17 protein-coding genes are annotated in these 18,417 nt (G+C 65.2%); 15 read left to right on the top strand and 2 right to left on the bottom strand.

What is annotated here, in order from left to right:
* The 10 genes from yoaA to PX653_RS01590 all read left to right on the top strand — a co-directional run bounded on the left by yoaA (position 1) and on the right by PX653_RS01590 (position 11,340).
* Entirely contained in the window at positions 1-2,055 is a 2,055-nt protein-coding gene (gene yoaA / locus PX653_RS01545) for a DNA repair helicase YoaA (protein ID WP_371876403.1), read from the top strand.
* Positions 2,056-2,200: 145 nt separating this feature from the next.
* A complete protein-coding gene (locus tag PX653_RS01550) occupies positions 2,201-2,803 on the top strand; it encodes a toll/interleukin-1 receptor domain-containing protein (RefSeq protein ID WP_277416203.1) in 603 nt (200 codons plus the stop codon).
* Positions 2,804-2,874: 71 nt separating this feature from the next.
* The gene (locus PX653_RS01555) at positions 2,875-4,671 is read left to right on the top strand and encodes a tetratricopeptide repeat protein (protein WP_277416204.1); all 1,797 of its coding nucleotides are present in this window, start codon (positions 2,875-2,877) and stop codon (positions 4,669-4,671) included.
* Between the two features lie 94 nt (positions 4,672-4,765).
* A complete protein-coding gene (surE, locus tag PX653_RS01560) occupies positions 4,766-5,503 on the top strand; it encodes a 5'/3'-nucleotidase SurE (RefSeq protein WP_277416205.1) in 738 nt (245 codons plus the stop codon).
* Positions 5,500-6,360: a protein-L-isoaspartate(D-aspartate) O-methyltransferase gene (locus PX653_RS01565; RefSeq protein WP_277416206.1), complete on the top strand. Its 861-nt coding sequence runs from the start codon at positions 5,500-5,502 to the stop codon at positions 6,358-6,360. Before surE ends, PX653_RS01565 begins: the two co-directional genes overlap by 4 nt.
* A gap of 347 nt (positions 6,361-6,707) precedes the next feature.
* Positions 6,708-7,625, top strand: coding sequence for a peptidoglycan DD-metalloendopeptidase family protein (locus PX653_RS01570; RefSeq protein ID WP_277416207.1), 918 nt, complete (start codon positions 6,708-6,710; stop codon positions 7,623-7,625).
* Between the two features lie 8 nt (positions 7,626-7,633).
* Positions 7,634-8,647, top strand: a complete 1,014-nt coding sequence (gene rpoS, locus PX653_RS01575) for an RNA polymerase sigma factor RpoS (protein ID WP_277416208.1) — start codon at positions 7,634-7,636, stop codon at positions 8,645-8,647.
* 321 nt (positions 8,648-8,968) lie between these two features.
* On the top strand, positions 8,969-10,312 hold the full coding sequence (gene rlmD, locus PX653_RS01580) for a 23S rRNA (uracil(1939)-C(5))-methyltransferase RlmD (protein ID WP_277416209.1): 1,344 nt from the start codon (positions 8,969-8,971) through the stop codon (positions 10,310-10,312).
* A 156-nt stretch (positions 10,313-10,468) separates the two neighbouring features.
* Positions 10,469-10,840, top strand: coding sequence for a Rap1a/Tai family immunity protein (locus PX653_RS01585; protein ID WP_277416210.1), 372 nt, complete (start codon positions 10,469-10,471; stop codon positions 10,838-10,840).
* 20 nt (positions 10,841-10,860) lie between these two features.
* Positions 10,861-11,340 carry a T6SS effector amidase Tae4 family protein gene (locus PX653_RS01590; RefSeq protein WP_277416211.1) on the top strand — a complete coding sequence of 160 codons (480 nt, stop codon included), beginning with the start codon at positions 10,861-10,863 and terminating at the stop codon, positions 11,338-11,340.
* On the opposite strand, the gene PX653_RS01595 is transcribed toward PX653_RS01590, so the two are convergent.
* A complete protein-coding gene (locus PX653_RS01595) occupies positions 11,300-12,199 on the bottom strand; it encodes a hypothetical protein (protein ID WP_277416212.1) in 900 nt (299 codons plus the stop codon). The two genes, PX653_RS01590 and PX653_RS01595, sit on opposite strands and share 41 nt — an antisense overlap.
* Before the next feature lie 291 nt (positions 12,200-12,490).
* Between PX653_RS01595 and PX653_RS01600 the strand changes: the two genes are divergently transcribed.
* Positions 12,491-13,819 (top strand): IS4 family transposase, encoded by a 1,329-nt coding sequence (locus PX653_RS01600; RefSeq protein ID WP_277414398.1) that lies wholly within the window; start codon positions 12,491-12,493, stop codon positions 13,817-13,819.
* Positions 13,820-13,865: 46 nt separating this feature from the next.
* Here PX653_RS01600 and PX653_RS01605 read toward each other — a convergent pair whose 3' ends face one another.
* Positions 13,866-14,552 carry a Bax inhibitor-1/YccA family protein gene (locus PX653_RS01605; protein WP_277416213.1) on the bottom strand — a complete coding sequence of 229 codons (687 nt, stop codon included), beginning with the start codon at positions 14,550-14,552 and terminating at the stop codon, positions 13,866-13,868.
* A gap of 331 nt (positions 14,553-14,883) precedes the next feature.
* Between PX653_RS01605 and ndk the strand changes: the two genes are divergently transcribed.
* From ndk to PX653_RS01625, 4 genes are all read left to right on the top strand, one after another.
* Positions 14,884-15,309, top strand: coding sequence for a nucleoside-diphosphate kinase (gene ndk / locus PX653_RS01610; RefSeq protein ID WP_277416214.1), 426 nt, complete (start codon positions 14,884-14,886; stop codon positions 15,307-15,309).
* A 117-nt stretch (positions 15,310-15,426) separates the two neighbouring features.
* Entirely contained in the window at positions 15,427-16,599 is a 1,173-nt protein-coding gene (gene rlmN, locus PX653_RS01615; RefSeq protein WP_277416215.1) for a dual-specificity RNA methyltransferase RlmN, read from the top strand.
* A complete protein-coding gene (gene pilW, locus PX653_RS01620) occupies positions 16,599-17,444 on the top strand; it encodes a type IV pilus biogenesis/stability protein PilW (RefSeq protein WP_277416216.1) in 846 nt (281 codons plus the stop codon). The genes rlmN and pilW overlap by 1 nt, the downstream gene beginning before the upstream one ends.
* A gap of 13 nt (positions 17,445-17,457) precedes the next feature.
* The gene (locus PX653_RS01625) at positions 17,458-18,411 is read left to right on the top strand and encodes a helix-turn-helix domain-containing protein (RefSeq protein ID WP_277416217.1); all 954 of its coding nucleotides are present in this window, start codon (positions 17,458-17,460) and stop codon (positions 18,409-18,411) included.
* Positions 18,412-18,417 lie beyond the last annotated feature (6 nt).

The following is an 18,417-nucleotide window of genomic DNA, read 5'->3' on the forward strand; positions in this document are numbered from 1 at the left end:
TTGACCGACCAAGACCAGACGCCAGCCGCGCCCGCCGGGGACAGCGGCGCAGTCGCCGCTTCTGCTGCCGCTCAGCCTGCCATCACGGGCAAACACGATGCCGAAGTCGAGCGCCTGTTCGGCACCGGCGGCCCGCTGGGGCCGGCGGTGGGCGGTTTTCGTCCGCGCAAATCGCAGACGGAAATGGCCAAGGCCATCGCCCATGCGATCGTCGAACAGCAGACGCTGATCGCGGAAGCCGGCACGGGCACGGGCAAGACGTTCGCCTACCTGGTGCCGGCGCTGCTGTGGGGCGGCAAGACCATCGTCTCGACGGGGACGAAGAACTTGCAGGACCAGCTGTTCTCGCGCGACATCCCGACCGTGCGCAAGGCGCTGCAGGCGCCCGTCTCGGTGGCGCTGCTGAAGGGCCGCGCCAACTACCTGTGCCACTATCACCTCGAGCGCACGCTGGCGAACGGGCGCATGACGTCGCGCGAGGACGTCGGCTACCTGCGCGAGATCTCGCGCTTCCTCAAGATGACGCAGACGGGCGACAAGGCCGAGCTGGCGCGGGTGCCGGAGAACGCCCCCGTGTGGAACCTGGTGACGTCCACGCGCGAGAACTGCGTGGGCCAGGAGTGCCAATACTACGAGGACTGCTTCGTCATGAAGGCGCGCCGCGAGGCGCAGCAGGCGGACGTGGTCGTCGTCAACCACCACCTGTTCTTTGCCGACGTGGCACTGAAGGACACGGGCGTGGCGGAGTTGCTGCCGTCGGCCAACACGATCATCTTCGACGAGGCGCACCAGCTGCCCGACACCGCCACGCTGTTCTTCGGCGAAAGCGTCTCGACCTCGCAGGTGCTGGAACTGTGCCGCGACGTGCTGGCCGAAGGCCTGTCGCATGCGCGCGACGGCGCCAACTGGGGCGCGGTGGTGTCGGTGGTGGAAAAGGCCGCGCGCGACCTGCGCCTGACCTTCCCCCAGGACATCGTGCGACTGTCGCTGCCGCAGATCGCGCCGTCGTCCGACTTCTTCCCCGCGCTGGCGAAGCTGAAGGAGGAGCTGGACGGCATGCTGGAAGTGCTGGAAGGCCAGGCCGAACGGGCCGAGACGCTGGAGCAGTGTCGCGTGCGCGGCGTGGAGCTGGCGCAGAAGTTCAAGGACTGGCAGTACGACCCGAAGGCCAAGGTGCCGGCCGGGCAGGAAGCCGTCTACTGGGTCGAGGCGTTCGCCAGCTCGCTGCAACTGCACAAGACGCCGTTGTCGATCGCGCAGATCTTCAACAACCAGCGCGAGGGCGTGCCGCGCAGCTGGATCTTCACATCGGCCACGCTGGCGGTCAAGAACGACTTCAAGCACTTCGCCCACCAGCTGGGCCTGTACGACGAGCCGGCCGTGTCCTGGCCCAGCCCATTCAACTACGGCGAGCAGGGCATCCTGTACGTGCCGCAAGGGTTGCCCGACCCGAACTCGATGGGCTACACGGATGCCGTGCTGGACTGCGCATTGCCCGTCATCGAGGCGGCCGGCGGCCGGACTTTCCTGCTGTGCACCACCCTGCGGGCCGTGAAGCGCGCGGCGGAACGGCTGCGCGACGAGTTCGAGAAGCGGGGCCTGAAGTTCCCGTTGTTCGTGCAGGGCGATCGTGGCCGCACGGAGCTGCTGGACCAGTTCCGCAAGGCCGGCAACGGCGTGCTGATCGGCAGCCAGAGCTTCTGGGAAGGCGTCGACGTGCGCGGCGAGGCCCTGTCGCTCGTCATCATCGACAAGCTGCCGTTCGCGCCGCCGGACGACCCCGTGCTGGCGGCCCGCATCGAGGTCATGGAAAAGAAGGGCATGAACGGCTTCGTCCACCACACCTTGCCCGAGGCGATCATCAACCTGAAGCAGGGCGCCGGCCGCCTGATCCGCGACGAAGGCGACCGTGGCGTGCTGATGCTGTGCGACCCGCGCGTCATCAGCAAGCCGTACGGCCGGCGCATCTGGCAAAGCCTGCCGCCGTTCAAGCGCACCCGCGAACAGACCGAGGTCATCGAGTTCTTCCGCACAGGCGCCGGCAAGCGCGCCTGAAAAAACGGTGACTGTCACCGTTTTTTCTTTTCCCTGACTGCGCAGTCGTTCTTTGTGCCCGCGCAAAGCCGGGCCGCGGCCCGGTTGCTAGAGTTGGCGTGGAGGCGTTGCCACAACCATACGGGGAGACACGGGAGGGGATGAGATGACGATCCGCTACGGCTGTTTCTTCAGTTACGCGCATGGCCAGCACGCGTACATGAGCAAGTTCAGGAACGACCTGATCGACGCGCTGCGCTGCTACCTGGAACCGCACTTCGACACGGAACGGGAGCTGTTCGTCGACAGCGAGCAGCTGGGCGGTGGCGACGACCTGGACCGCAAGATCGCGCTGGCGCTGTGCGAAAGCGTCTGCATGATCGTGATCTACACGCCGAAGTACGAAGCGCATGCATACACGCGCCGCGAGTTCGCCGCGATGCAGCTGATCGAGGCCGAACGGCGCCTCTGGTATCCGTTGCCCAGCCACCTGACGATCCCCGTCATCATGACGCGACATCCGCTCAGCCTGCCACCGCAGATCACGGACGGCATGTACGTCGATTTTTCGCGCTACACGCTGGCGACGGGCGACCTGAAGACCAATCCCGACTTCTTGCCGGACATCGACAAGATCGTCCAGCGCATCGTCGCCCATTATCACTACCTGAAGTACTGCATCCCGGCCGGTCACGACTGCGCCAGCTTCGAGCTGCCGCCCATTCCACCGCCGTGGCGCCCGGCACCGCCGCCCAGTTTTCCGCGCTGACCCGGCGCTTGCTGCGTCACCGGCGTCCGGTCCGTCCAGTTCGCTAACCCTGCTCATCGAAAAGGTCCGCCATGGAAACGCATCGCCTGTCTCTTCCGCCGCTCGACGAACCCGGAGAAGTAGTCACCTTCCATTCGCACAAGGGCGGCGCGGGGCGCACGATGGCCTTGGCCAGCCTGGCCATGCTGCTGGCCCGCCGCAACAACGCGACGGTGCCGGTGCTGATGGTCGACTGGGACATGGACGCGCCCGGCCTGCACCACTATTTCCGCACCGGTAGCGAAGGTCCGGGCCTGCTGGAGCTGTTCGAGGCCTGCCGCGACCAGCTGTTGCGGCGCAGCCGTCTGCCGGCCGCGTACGACGACGAGGACCTGGCCCAGAGCGTGCTGGACGCCGTCGGGTGGGAGCAGTACGTGGTGCGCGCCGACCACAGCCGGCCGCTGTTCCTGCTGCGCGCCGGGCGCCTCGATGCCGGCCACGCGGAGCGGCTGGCGCGGCTCGATTGGGAAGCCCTGTTTGCCGCCTGCCCGGCGCTGTTCCGCGTATTCGCGCGCCACCTCGCCGGCCGCTTCCGTTACGTGCTGGTGGATTCGCGGGCCGGTCGCACCGACTGTGCGGGCATCTGCACGACGCTGCTGCCGACCCGGCTGGTGCTCGTGTTCACGCCCAACCGCCAGCACCTGGAAGGGCTGGAGGCGCTGGTGCGGCGCGTCACCGCATGGCGCCGCAGCCATGAGGACGAGCAGCGGCCCCTGCTGGTCTACCCGCTGCCATCGCGCATCGAGATGGACGACCCGGCGCAGCGAGCCCTGTGGCGGCGCGGCGATGCGCAACGCGGCATCCCGGGCTACCAGCCGCTGTTCGAACGGCTGCTGGCGCAGGCCTACGGTCACCCGCGCATGTCGCTGGAGAGCTATTTCGACGAAGTGCAGATCCAGCAGTCGCGCGCCTTGTCGGCTGGCGAGCACCTGCCGGCGTGCGGCCAGGACGACGACCGCTTCTCCGTCACCCGCGCTTTCGAGTCCTTCCTGGCCTGGTTCGAAGGCGGTTACTACCCGTGGCAGTCGCGCGACGAGATTCCACTGCTGGCGGCGGTGCAGCAGGGCCGCGCGGCGATGGAGCAGGGCGGGGGACGCGGCGTGGCGTTGCCGCTGGCGCGTGACCTGGCGCGGCTGGGCGCCCTGTACCGGCGCGAAGGACAGCTGGAGCGCGCTGTCGCCTGCGCCGAGGAAAGCCTGGCGCTGCACGTGCTGATGCTGGGCGAAGAGCATGGCGACACGCTGGGCAGCAAGACCGTGCTGGCGGAGGTGCTGTACGAACAGGGCAGGTTCGAGGAGGCGCGGCTGCAGCAGCAGGCCGTGCTGGAAGCGCGCGAGCGGATGCAGGGCGCGGCCGCTCCAGCCACCCTGGAAGCATCGACGGCACTGGCCGTCACGCTCGCCCAGCTGGGCCAGTTCCCCGAGGCGCTGGCGCTGCAGGATGCCGTCATCGATTCGCACGAGCGCCTGCTGGGCGACGAGCACCTGGCCACCGTGGAAAGCCTGGCCGTGCGTGCCGACATCCTCGTGCATGCCGAACAACTGGAGCAGGCTGGACTGTTGTTGGAGCGGGTGATGACGCTGCGCGCCCGCCTGCTGGGGACCGAGCATGCCGATACGGTGCGCACCCGCAACGCACTGGCGCTGGCGCGCCATCGCCTGAAGGAAAGTGGGCGGCAGGTATGCGACAACCGCGCCAACCGGCACGAAAGCGCAGGCGTGGAGCCGCCGCGCGCAGGCTATCGCGGCGCGCGGCACGCGTGCGTGGACGAGCCAGGAGACCTGGCGGACGATACCGAACTGTCGGACTCGCGCATCGGCCTGCGCTGACGGACGTGCCTGCGGCGCCACCGCGCCACTTTTTTTGGCACGGGAACGGGTGCGCATGTGCTGGCGCGCCGTTGCTTCAGGTAAAATTCTTGGTATGAAAATCCTGATCAGTAACGACGACGGCTACCTCGCGCCGGGCATCAACGCGCTGGCGGACGCGCTCAGCCAGATTGCCGATATTGTCGTGGTCGCACCCGACAGCAATCGCTCGGGCGCGTCCAATTCGCTGTCGCTGGATCGGCCGCTGTCGATGCAGCAGGCGGCCAACGGTTTCTATTTTGTCAACGGGACGCCGACCGACTGCGTGCACATTGCGCTGACAGGGCTGCTCGCGGAGCCGCCCGACCTGGTCGTTTCCGGCATCAACCACGGCCCCAACATGGGGGACGACACGCTGTATTCCGGCACTGTGGCGGCCGCCACTGAAGGTTATCTGTTCGGCATCCCGGCCATCGCCTTCTCGCAAGGCACCTACGGCTGGAGCCATATCGAGGATGCGGCGAAAGCGGCACGCGACATCGTGCAGCGCTATGCCGAGGCCTTGCAGAAGCCGTATCTGCTGAACGTGAACATCCCGAACCTGCCGTACGACGCGCTGGGCCAGCCGGTCGCGACGCGGTTGGGCCGCCGCCACCAGGCCGAACCCGTCATCAAGGCGCTCGATCCGCGCGGCCGCGAGATCTTCTGGATCGGCCCGCCCGGCGCCTGCAAGGATGCCGGCGAAGGCACCGATTTCCATGCCGTGGCGCAGGGCCGCATCTCGATGACGCCGCTGCAGATCGACCTGACCCACAAGCCGCAACTCGACCTCCTGGCAAAGGCCCTCGGATGAGCGACAAGCCCCGTTCCTTCCCGTTGCCGCTGTCGTCCGTGACGGACAAGGCGCAGAAAAAGCAGCCCGTGTTCTCGCCCGTGGCCACGCCGCAGACGGCGACCCGCAATGCCGCCCACAATGCCGCCCACGGCGCCGCGCAGAGCGCGCGCCAGGCGCAGGGCGTGGCCATGCCGGTACGCGTGACGGCACCGGAGCGGACCGCGCCGCCACGCCAGTACGCGCTGGTATCCGATGCCGTGCGCCGCGCGATGGTGACGCGGGTGGCGAAGCAGGGCGTGCACGATCCGGCCGTGCTGGCGGCACTGGAAACCGTGCCGCGCCACATGTTCATGGAAGAAGGGCTGGCGGCGCAGGCGTACATCGACGCGTCGCTGCCGATCGGCCACCAGCAGACGATCTCGCAGCCGTACATCGTCGCGCGCATGATCGAGGTGCTGCGCAACGGCGCGCAGTTGACGCGCGTGCTGGAGATCGGCACCGGCTGCGGCTACCAGGCCGCAGTGCTGTCGTGCGTCGCGCGGGAAGTGTATTCGATCGAGCGCATCAAGCCTTTGCACGAGCTGGCGAAGGCCAACCTGCGACCGCTGCGGGTACCGAACCTGCGCCTGCATTACGGGGATGGTATGCTTGGGTTGCCCCAGGCTGCCCCGTTCGACGGGATCATCCTGGCGGCAGCCGGCCTGCAGGTACCGCAGGCCCTGCTCGATCAACTGGCCATTGGCGGCCGGCTGGTCGCGCCGATCGGCGACCGCACCCAGCACCTGGAGTTGATGACCCGCGTCGGCAAGAGCGAGTGGACGCGGCAGACGCTGGAAGGTTGCCACTTCGTGCCACTGCGCCCGGGTACCGTCTAGCGCGCCGCGTGTTGCCGCGGCGCCGGGGCGCACCTTTCCGCAGATGTAAAAAATGTAACGGTCATGCGTTACGTCATCGGTAACTGCCGCGGCAGCGTTACCGGTGGGGGCAGGCGGCAGGCGCACGCGATCACCGGCGCCGGTCGCCGCGGCTTATACTGCGTCCTTTGCAGCGCAGGCCGGCCGCCCCATGCCGGTCGCCATGAATCGTATTGCCCTGGGATCAGCACCGGTCCCGGGCGAAGTCACATGCCTGCAGGCGAAGGCCTTGCCGCGACGTTACCAAGCGCCGGCCCGGTCGTCGTCCTGGCGGGGTAGAGAATGAACTATTAGAAGACCAGATGAGTATGACGAAGAAAAGTTCCCTGTTGTTGTTGCTGCCGCTCGCGGTGCTGAGCGCCTGTACTTCCACGCCGAACCAGGCCCCGGTGATCGAGCGGCCGATCGTACGCCACTCGACCGCGCCGGCCGCGGCGCCCGTGCAGGAGCACAAGGACCGCGACGGCTACTACACCGTGCGCAAGGGTGATACGCTGCTGCGCATCGCACTCGATCACGGCCAGAACTACCGTGACCTGGTGGCCTGGAACAACCTGGCGAACCCGAACGACATCAAGGTCGACCAGGTGCTGCGCGTGGCGCCGCCGGAAGAGGCGCCCGGTGTGCGCACCGCTGCCGTCGTGATGCCGCCCGAGACAAAGGTCACCACGCCGCCGCCACCGAAGAAGACCGAGCCGAAGGGCGACAAGAAGCCCTACACGGAAGGCACGCTGACCGATCTGCAGAAGGTGGACAAGGACGGCGACGGCAAGCCGGACGCACCGGCCACGAAGCCGACGCAAGTCGCCAGCATCAAGCCGTCCGTGCCGGCGGCGCCGTCGCTGAGCGCCGAGGACCGCGAAGTCAGCTGGACCTGGCCGTCGGACGGCAAGGTCATCGCCGGTTTCGACGAAGGCAAGAACAAGGGCATCGACATCGCCGGCCGTCCCGGACAGCAGGTCCTTGCGGCAGGTGCAGGGAAGGTGATGTATGCCGGCAGCGGTATCCGCGGTTATGGTAATCTCGTCATCGTGAAGCACAGTAATGGTCTGCTCTCCGCGTATGCCCACAACCGGTCCATCCTCGTCAAGGAAGGCCAGACGGTCAACCGCGGTCAGGCCATTGCCGAGATGGGGGATTCCGATTCGGACACGGTCAAGCTGCACTTCGAGATAAGGCAGCAGGGCAAGCCGGTGGATCCGTCGAAATTCCTGCCTAACCGCTAGGGACCGCCATGACAAGCTCGCCGCACGATCATCTGGAAGAAGACGCACTACCGGACGATTTTCCGGCCGAGCAGATCGACGACGGCGACGGGCTCGATAGCGGGCTCGACGGCGGAGGCACCGTCGCGGAAGCGGCGACGGTGCTGGAAACCGTCGATGAACTGAAAAAGGTGCTGGCGGCGGAGCTGTCCACCGACACCACCCAGCACTACCTGAACCAGATTGGCACCCGACCACTGCTGACGGCGCAGCAGGAGGTGCATTACGCAACGCTGGCCAAGGCCGGCGATTTCGCGGCCCGCCAGACCATGATCGAGCACAACCTGCGGCTCGTCGTCTCCATCGCGAAGCACTACATCAACCGCGGCGTCGTCCTGCTCGACATGATCGAGGAGGGCAATATCGGCCTGATGCGCGCCATCGACAAGTTCGAGCCGGAGCGCGGCTTCCGCTTTTCCACCTATGCCACGTGGTGGATCCGCCAGAGCATCGAACGGGCCATCATGAACCAGGCCCGCACCGTGCGCCTGCCGGTGCACATGGTGCGCGAGCTGAACCAGATCCTGCGCGGCAAATACCTGTTGGAAGCGCAGCACCACAACGGCAAGGACGCCACCGCCGAGGACATCGCCGACCTGGTCGGCCGCCCGGTGGACGAAGTGCAGGACATCCTGGCGCTGTCCGAGCACGCGACGTCCCTGGATGCCCCGCTGGACAACGACCCGCAGTCCTCGCTGATGGACATGCTGCCGGGGGACGCGGACGACAGCCCCGATGCCCGCGCCGAGCACCACGAGATGACGCAGCTGGTGCGCGACTGGCTGATGAAGCTGCCGGACAAGCAGCGCATCGTCATCATGCGTCGCTTCGGCCTCGACAACGACGATCCCGCCACCCTGGAAACGCTGGCCGAAGAGATGGGCGTGACGCGCGAGCGGGTGCGCCAGATCCAGCAGGAGGCACTGATCAAGCTCAAGCGCGCCATGGCGGCGCGCGGGGTCGTGCGCGACTCGCTGCTCTGACATCCGCGCGCGGCAGGTGTTGACACCGGGACAGGTGCCAATTCTCCGGCGCCGCCGGGGTCTGTCCCGGCAGGGGACTGACCCCGAAGTTCCGCAGCGTTCCGACGGATCTCGCCAAACTTCAGGGTCAGTCCCTGTGCAGGGACAGACCCTTGCCCTCTCGAATGCCGTCCGGTGCATCCATCCGCGGCGCGAACCAGGCCGCCTGCCCCCTCGGGTCTCCGCTCGATCCACCGGCACAACTCTGCTATCATACTGCCCTTCCAAAACGCCTTCCTCAACGCCTGCGCGCGCCGTCGCGAGGCGCCAACCGAGACACTCATGCAAGAAAACATCATCGATATCAAATCGCTCGACATGGACGCGCGCGGCGTCGGTCACATGCAGGACAACGAAGACGGCACGCCAGGCAAGGTGGTATTCGTGGAAGGGGCGCTGCCGGGCGAGCGCGTCAGCTTCGAGACGTTCCGCAAGAAGAAGAACTGGGAAGCGGCCCGCATGACGCAGCTGCACCGCGAGTCGGCGCTGCGCGTGCAGCCGAAGTGTGTCCATTTCGACTACTGCGGCGGCTGCTCCATGCAGCACCTGGAACCGTCGGCGCAGGTGGCGATCAAGCAGCGCGTGCTGGAGGACAACCTGTGGCACCTGTCGAAGGTCAAACCGGAACTGATGATGCGGCCGATGTACGGCCCGACCTGGGGCTACCGCTATCGCGCCCGCCTGTCGTCGCGCTTCGTGGCGAAGAAAGGCACCGTGCTGGTGGGCTTCCACGAGAAGAAGTCCGTGTACGTGGCCGATATCCAGAGCTGCCAGATCCTGCCGAAGCACGTGTCGGACATGATGATGCCGCTGCGCGCGCTGATCGGCTCGCTGTCGATCTTCGACAAGGTGCCCCAGATCGAGCTGGCCATCGGCGAGGACCTGACGGTGCTTGTACTGCGCAACATGGAGCCGCTGACGGCTGACGACGAGGTCAAGGTGAAAGCCTTCGCCGACCAGTACGACATCCAATGGTGGCTGCAGCCGAAAGGCCCGGACACCGCGTATCCGTTCTACCCGCTGGGCAAGGAACTGCATTACCTGCTGCCCGAGTTCAACGTACGCATGCCGTTCAAGCCCGTCGACTTCACGCAGGTCAACCACCACATCAATCGCGTGCTGGTGCACAAGGCGCTGCGCTTGCTGGAAGTGCAGCCGACCGACCGCGTCGCCGACCTGTTCTGCGGCCTGGGCAACTTCACGCTGCCGCTGGCCACGCAGGCGCGCGAGGTTGTCGGTATCGAGGGCAGCACGGCGCTGACGGAGCGCGCACTGGCCAACGCCAAGGTCAACGGCCTGGACGCGAAAACCGCGTTCTCGACCCGCAACCTGTTCGAGATCACCAAGGACGACCTGGTCGCACTGGGCAAGTTCGACCGCATGCTGATCGACCCGCCCCGCGACGGCGCCATGGCGCTGGCGCTGGCGCTGGCCGAGCTGAAGGAAACCCACCCGGAACTGCTGCCGCGCCGCATCGTCTATGTATCGTGCAGCCCGTCCACGCTGGCACGCGACGCCGGCGTGCTGGTGCACCGCGCCGGCTACGCCCTGAAGCAGGCCGGTGTCGTCAACATGTTCCCGCACACGTCGCACGTGGAGTCGATGGCGGTGTTCGATCTCGCTTGAGTTTTCCTCGACTTGCTCACTTGCACGCCGTCCTGGCAACGGGGCGGCGTTGTCGTTTGCGGACGTTCTGTTTGCGCTGGTGAGCGTGCCGACGGATGCTGCTGATTAACGTAGCGGTCCTCGACAAGCGTAGATTGACGCTACAGGAGGGATCATATGAACGTTTTCTACGCATTCATCGCGAGCGCCGGTTTATTGCTTCCGCACACTGGCGTCCATGCCGAGCCACGCGCTGTTCCGCGGATGACCGGTCAGGAGTTCGTCGACAGGTACTTCAACAGCGTACAGGTCTCAAGTGTCGAGCCGACCGCGAAGGCATTGCTCGAAAGGGAACTTGCGCTAGGGTATCTGGCAGGTATAGCCGATGCCGCGCAAGGTAGGGCGTGGTGCGACAAGGGGCTTGTCAAGACCATCGAGATCGATGCCGCGATTGCTCATTCCTTGCGCAGGCTTCCGGCAGCGAGCCTCCTCGGGAGCGCCGCCCCGCTTATCGTCGACGTGCTGACGAAGCGGTATCCATGCAAGTAAGCCAGCCTGAAAGAGAAACCATGCGCCCGCTCTTCCTTTCGCTCAAGCACAACTACCCGCACAAGGATGCCATTGACACGGCCCAGCTGTTCGAAGGCATCGGCTGGGACGATCTTATAGACAACCCCGCTTACGAGAACACGTGTGCCATCCGGATGAGCCTGGCACTCATCAGGACTGGCATCCATGTTTCCGGTCGTATCGCCATCAAGAAAGGGCTGCACAAAGGGCGGTGGATCGAACCGGGGCAAGCCAAGCTATCCAGGATGCTGGCTGCGGAATCTATGTTCGGCCCGCCAGAAAAGTTCGATATGCAGACCGTGGTGAGCGGAATCGCCAATCGCAGCGGTGTCATCTCGTTCGTTCGAATCCCGTCTTACCTCGATGGGCGCGGCGGACACATCGACATCATTGCGCCGGGCGCTGGCGGCCTGATGGCATGCGGCTCCGGGTGCTATTTCACAGCTCACGAGTACTGGTTCTGGGAATTGCAGGGCTGATCGTCGTACACAGATTCTCCAACAAGCGGACGATGCCGTTGGCATTTTGACTTGTCAACCGCCTGGCTCTCCCGTGCATTGGTTGGCGCCGCAACCGGTTGATTCCCCTGCAGCCAAGCAGCAGTACTCCGGCCGCCATGAGCGCCCCCATCGCCGGCTCCGGCACCGGCGCGGCCATCCGCGTCACGTTGGCCCAGGTCAGGAAGTACACGGTCACGGCCTGTTCCGTGGCGCTGCCGTTGGCATAGGCCAGCATGAAGTCCTCCTCGATCGCCATCCGCTCGGGCCAGTCCGCGTACGACAGGCTCTGGCGCGCGCGTTGCAGGTACGTGTAGCCGATCTCGTCGACGATGCTGACGCTCGTCATGCCCACCACGTCGTAGTGCTCGATATCGTCGCTGCGCAGTGCCAGCGAGGACAGGTGGCCGGCGACCGTCAGCACGCTGTAGGGGGCGAGCGTCACCTGCACCTCCTGGTTGGCGGACGCGGCCGCATAGCCGAACTCGCCCAGGTTGCCGGCGCCGGTCGCGTGGGCCGAAAAATGCGTCAATGCCCCGTCTGTCGCCGACGTGCCCGTGCTGGTGCCGAACGCGACCGAGACTGTGGCAGGTTGTTGCGGTCCGGGATAGCCGGCCGCGTAGTAGTCGGCGGGCGGTGCGTTCAGGCTGGCAAAGAGCGATGGCAATGTCGACTGCACGCTGAAGCCGGGGGCGATGCCGTCGTCCGGCGTCAGGTCGAGCACGCCCAAACGCACATTGCCGATGGCGGCGTGCGCCGTGCCGCCGGCCTGCGCGAAGGAAGGGCCCAGCAGGGTGGCAAGCAGCAGGGCGCAAGCGAGGGTGTGGCGCGGGTTCTTCATGGTGAGGCTCCTGGGCGAGTTGGCGGGACCCAGTCAGGATAGGCGTGCGGGCGGGAGGTCGCTTACGAGCGCTCACGCCGCCTCACGGAACTTTCATGCCGGAGATAGTTCGGCGTCGCTCGCTGACGCAGGCGAGATGGCAGGCGCGCGAGGCATGTCGCGAGCGCCTCGGCAGGGTGCGGTGAACCAAAAAAAAGCCGGCGCGAGGCCTAATGCCGTTCAGTTAAGACTGAGCGGCATTTTTCTTTTTGGTGTTGTAAACAGTAGCTGAGGCTGTTAACCTGCGTCACCATGCTTGATGACGCGCTCCATTTCCTCGTACAAGCCCAGGAAGACCCGGACTGGGCCCGCCTGGGACGGCACTTGCCTTCCGAGTGGATCGAGCAAGCGGTTGTACACACTGGCAAAGCGAGCATTCGACGGCGCCGGCTGCCGACCGAGCAGGTAGTGTGGCTCGTCGTCGCCTTGGCGCTGTACCGTCATCAGTCTATCAGTGAAGTGGTTGACGACCTGGACCTTGCGTTGCCGGACGTGCAGGCGCCTTTCGTAAGCAAAAGCGCGGTAGCGCAGGCACGGCAGCGTGTTGGCGCCGAACCACTGCGGGCATTATTCGAGATCTCAGCAAAGGCATGGTCGGAGCAGGATCGCAAGCAGTACCTGTTCAAGGGACTAAGTCTGTATGCGATGGACGGCACGACATTGAAGACGGCGGATACGCCGGAACAGCGCAACCATTTCGGCGAGCAGTCGTATGCCAGTGGCCGGATCGCCAGCTATCCGCAAGTGCGTGGTGTGACCTTGACTGCCGTGCCGACCCACCTGATACGCGATGCCAAGTTTGGCCCTTACGGCATCAACGAGATGCTGCACGCCAAGGAGCTGCTCGCATCGATTCCGGATGATTCGCTTACCGTCTTCGACAAAGGTTTTCTGTCAGCCGAGATTCTGTGCGGCCTGACCGTTGGAGGAACGAACAGGCACTTCATCATTCCAGCCAAGTCCAATACGAAATGGGAAGTCGTTGGCGGTACTGCCGACGATGCGATGATCGAAATGCGCGTATCGCCCCAGGCACGCAAGAAGTGCCCGGACTTGCCTGCGACCTGGCGCGCACGCGCCATTACGATCATCGACCAGAGCGCACGCAAACACGTATTGCTGACCTCACTATGCGACACCAAGCGCTACACGGCCAAAGACGTTGCGACTTGTTATACCCGGCGCTGGCAGATCGAAACGAGCTATCGCGAACTCAAGCAAACGATGATGGGCAGGGCGTTGACGCTGCGCAGCCGTACCGTCGAAGGCGTCTACCAGGAAATCTGGGGAACCTTGACTGCCTATAACCTGATCCGGCTGGAGATCGCCAAGGCCGCACTGGCGGTGAAGTGTGAGCCGACTGAGGTCAGTTTTATCCGTGCATTCCATGTCATCCAATACGAACTGCATTGGGCAGCAGTAACCCGCTCACATGGCAAGCTGCCCGCCTTGATGCAGCGCCTTCGCCAGCGTCTGCTCATGCTACTGAATGAAGAACGGCCCGGTCGAAAAATCGACCGGGCCGTGAAGGCCTTACCTCATCGCTACACTGTCCGCGTCCTGAAAAAAGACCTTAACTGAACGGCATTACGGCGCGAGGCCGGCTTTTTCAGGTGCGACGAGAAGCTTACTCGCGGCTGCCGCCAGCGAAGCCCAGGATCTGCAGCAGGCTGGTGAAGATGTTGTACACGTTCAAGTACACAGCCAGGGTGGCGCTGATGTAGTTGGTTTCGCCGCCGTTGGCGATGCGCTGCACGTCATACAGCAGGAAGGCGGAGAAGATGCCGATTGCCAGCACGGAAATCGTCAGCGTCAGGGCAGGGATCTGGAAGAAGATGTTCGCCAGCGATGCCAGGATGATGACGACCAGGCCGGCCATGGCCCACTTGCCCACTGCCGAGAAGTCGCGCTTCGACACGGTGGCGATGCTCGCCAGCACGGTGAAGACGGCCGCGGTACCGCCGAAGGCCAGCATGATGAGCATGCCGCCGTTGGTGTAGCCCAGGGTGCGGTTCAGGATCGGCGTCAGCATCAGGCCCATGAAGAACGTGAAGCCCAGCAGCAGCGCAACACCGACGCCGCTGTGCTTGTTCTTTTCGATAGCCCAGATGAAGCCGAAGGCAACGCCCAGGAACAGCAGGGCGCCGATGAAGCCGCGCGGCATCGGCACGCCGAACGACACGCCGATGAACGCGCCCAGCACGGTCGGGATCATCGACAGCGCCAGCAGCCAGTACGTATTGCGCAGCACGCTGTTGCGGGCGACCTGCCTGCCCGCGGACTGGTCCAAGGTCTTGTTGAGGTTGTATTCCATAATTGCACTCCTTTTGGATCGGTACGGTGTACCCTTGCCAAAGCATAGCACGCGCGGTTGTCCGCGGTGCCGGGAAAAGGGCTTGCGCCCGCCGGGATGGTCTGTCTGTGGCGTTCCCCGCACTGCCGCCGACTGCCGGCGGGCGACCGTGCTCCCCAGCCGGTCGGCCCGCCGCAGCGGTAGTTCGGGGGCTGCCGCGCGGATTTCACCGCTTGTAGCGCCATCTTCCGCCCCTATATGCATAGTATATGGGGTGTTGTATGGTAAAATCAAAGGTTGATCCAGAAATCAATTTTGTTTTAAACCTTTCTTTTTATTGGAGTTTTTCATAATGGCAATCGAACGCACCCTGTCGATCATCAAACCAGACGCAGTCGCGAAGAACGTAATCGGCCAGATCTACAGCCGTTTCGAAGGCGCTGGCCTGAAGATCGTGGCTGCTCGCATGACCCAACTGTCGCGTGCCGAAGCCGAAGGCTTCTACGCCGTGCACGCTGCCCGTCCTTTCTTCAAGGACCTGGTCGACTTCATGATCTCCGGCCCTGTCATGGTCACCGCCCTGGAAGGCGAAGGCGCCATTGCCAAGAACCGCGACCTGATGGGCGCTACCGATCCGAAGAAGGCCGACAAGGGCACCATCCGCGCCGACTTCGCTGACTCGATCGACGCCAACGCCGTTCACGGTTCGGACGCTGCCGAAACCGCCGCTGTGGAAATCGCTTACTTCTTCCCAGCACTGAACGTGTACTCCCGTTAATTCGCTCACGCGATAACGGTGCAGTCGCAGGCTTCGTGCCTGCTGTAAAGTTGTACCGCTTGCGCCCTGGACGCCGTCCGGGGTGCGGGCGTTTTGAAACGGTATTGACATCTGCTTATGGAAACGACACTCACCAACCTGCTGGACCTGGATCCCGCGCAACTGATCGACTACTGTGCTCAGTTGGGTGAGAAGCCGTTCCGTGCCAAGCAACTGCAACGCTGGATCCACCAGTTCGGCGCCGCCGATTTCGACAGCATGACGGACCTGGCCAAGTCGCTGCGCGAGAAGCTCAAGACGCGCGCGCACATCACGGCACCGGCCGTCATCAGCGATCACACGTCGACCGACGGCACGCGTAAATGGCTGGTGGACGTCGGCAACGGCAACGCGGTCGAGACCGTGTTCATCCCGGAAGAGAACCGCGGTACCCTGTGCATTTCCACGCAGGCCGGCTGCGCCGTCAACTGCCGCTTCTGCTCGACGGGCAAGCAGGGCTTCAACCGCAACCTGACGGTGGCCGAGATCATCGGCCAGCTGTGGATGGCCGAGTTCGAGCTGCGCCGCACCAAGGGCATCGAGCCGGGCCCGAAAGGCGAACGCCAGATCACCAACGTCGTCATGATGGGCATGGGCGAGCCGCTGTTGAACTACGAGCCGACCGCGACCGCGCTGAAGCTGATGCTGGACGATAACGCCTACGGCCTGTCGCGCCGCCGCGTGACGTTGTCCACGTCCGGCGTCGTGCCGATGATCGACAAGCTGGCGCAGGACGTGCCGGTGGCGCTGGCCGTGTCGCTGCACGCTTCCAACGACGAGTTGCGCAATGGCCTGGTGCCGCTGAACAAGAAATACCCGCTGGCCGAGCTGCTGGCGGCCTGCAAGCGCTACCTGGAGTATGCACCGCGCGACTTCATCACGTTCGAGTACTGCATGCTGGACGGCTTCAACGACAGCGACGAGCATGCGCGCGAACTGATTGCGCTGGTGAATCACCCCGAGTACGGCGTCAACTGCAAGTTCAACCTGATCCCGTTCAATCCGTTCCCGGAATCGGGCCTGACGCGCTCGAAGAATCCCCGTATCAAGGCCTTCTCGGAAATCCTCATGAACGCGGGCATCGTCACGACGATCCGCAAGACCCGCGGCGACGATATCGACGCCGCCTGCGGCCAGCTGGCCGGCGAGGTCAAGGACCGCACCCGCGTGCAGGAGCGCATGGAAAAGATGACGGAATACCAGCAGAAATTCGGCGCGAACTTCGGCAAGATCGTGGAGATCCGGTCCTGATGTTGTCCTTCGCCCAGCGCAGCAGCGCGCTCCTGGCGGCCCTCGGCATGGCCGGGCTGCTGGTGGCGTGCGCGGGCGCCGGGGAGGGGGCCGGCGGTGGGGCCGCAAGCGGAGCGGGGGGCAGCGGCAAGGCCGACCTGCCCACCCTGTCGGACATGACGGCCGCGCAGAAGCGCGCCCAGATCCGCATGCAGCTGGCCGTCGGCTACTACGAGCAGGGCCAGCTGCCGGTCGCGCTGGACGAGATCAAGAAAGCCGTCGCCGCCGATCCGGAGTATGCGGACGCGTGGGGCATGCGCGCGCTGATCTATATGGCCATGGGCGAAACGGCACTGGCGGACGACAATTTCCGCCGCGCACTGCAACTGGCGCCCGGCAATCCGGACATCGCCAACAACTACGGTTCCTTCCTGTGCCAGAACGGCCGGGTGCGCGAATCGTTCAAGTTTTTCGATATCGCGCTGGCCAGCCGGCAGTATGCTTCGCCGGAAAAGGCCCAGAACAATGCGGGCAACTGCGCGCTCAAGGCACGCGACCTGGACACGGCCGAGAAGTACCTGCTGCAGGCGCTGCAGCGGACACCGGACCAGCCGTCGACCAACGCCAGCCTGGCGCGGGTTTATTATGAGCGCCGCGATTACGTGCGCGCGAATTTCTTCATCACCCGGCTGGGCAAGGTCGCAAGGCCCGACAGCCTGCCGGCCGACGTATTGTGGCTGGCGATCAGGGTGCAGCATAAGATGGGGGACACCGGCGCGGAGCAGGGGTGGGTGACGCAATTGCGCCGCCACCATCCCGCCTCGCCCGAGTATGCTGCGTATCAACGTGGGGCGTTTGATGAGTGAGACAGGGGTAACAATGGATTCAGAACGGCAGGAACAGCCAAACAACCAGCAGGCTCAGGCGCCCGGAGCACAGCTGGCGGCCCAACGCGAGGCGATGGGCCTGTCCATCGACCAGATCGCGGACCAGCTCAAGCTGGCGCCGCGCCAGGTGGTGGCGATCGAGCAGGGCGACTATGCGTCCCTGCCGAACATGGCCGTCACGCGCGGCTTCATCCGCGCCTATGCGAAAGTGGTGCGGCTCGACCCGGCGCCGCTGGTGGCGCAGATCGAAGTGACGCCCACTGTGGCGCCGACCGTCGACCACGGCACCGTGCGGCGCGAGAAGATTTCGACGTCGTTCAGCGAGTCGCGCTTCCCGTCGCTGACGGAAAGCCGGTCGAAGCCGACGCGCTGGCTCATCGGCGGCGCCGTCGTGCTGGTGCTGGTGGCCGCCGCCGCCGCATGGCAGTCCGGCGTGATCCCGACCGACCTGTTCAGCCGTTCCAGTACCACCACGGACGCGGCCGTGACAGCGCCCCAGCCAGGCACGGCCACCACCGCGCTGCCGGCTCCGCACGTGCCGCTGGTCCAGCCGACCACGCCCGCACCTGCCGCCGCCGAGCAGCCGGCCGTCCCCGTCGCCGGCACGGAAGCGGGCCCGGCCGCCACCGCAACGCAGCCGCCGGTCGCCACGGCACCGGCCACGCCGGTCGTCACGACGCCGGCACCGGCCACGGCCCCGGCTGCCGGCGCCAATGCGCTGGTGCTGACGGTGAGCCAGGATTCGTGGATCGAAGTGCGCACCCCGGGCAGCAAGCCGCTGATCTCGCGCCTGGTCAAGGCGGGCAGCACGGAAACGGTCGAGATCGACCGCCAGGCGACGCTCGTCGTCGGCAATCCGGACGGCGTGCGCGCCACGCTGCGCGGCCAGCCGGTGGACCTGCCGAAGCTGCCGAACCGCACGATCTCGCGCGTGACGGTGAAATAAGGCCCA

This window comes from Pseudoduganella chitinolytica (assembly GCF_029028125.1).
In the GTDB taxonomy this organism is placed as follows: Bacteria; Pseudomonadota; Gammaproteobacteria; order Burkholderiales; family Burkholderiaceae_D; genus Rugamonas; species Rugamonas chitinolytica.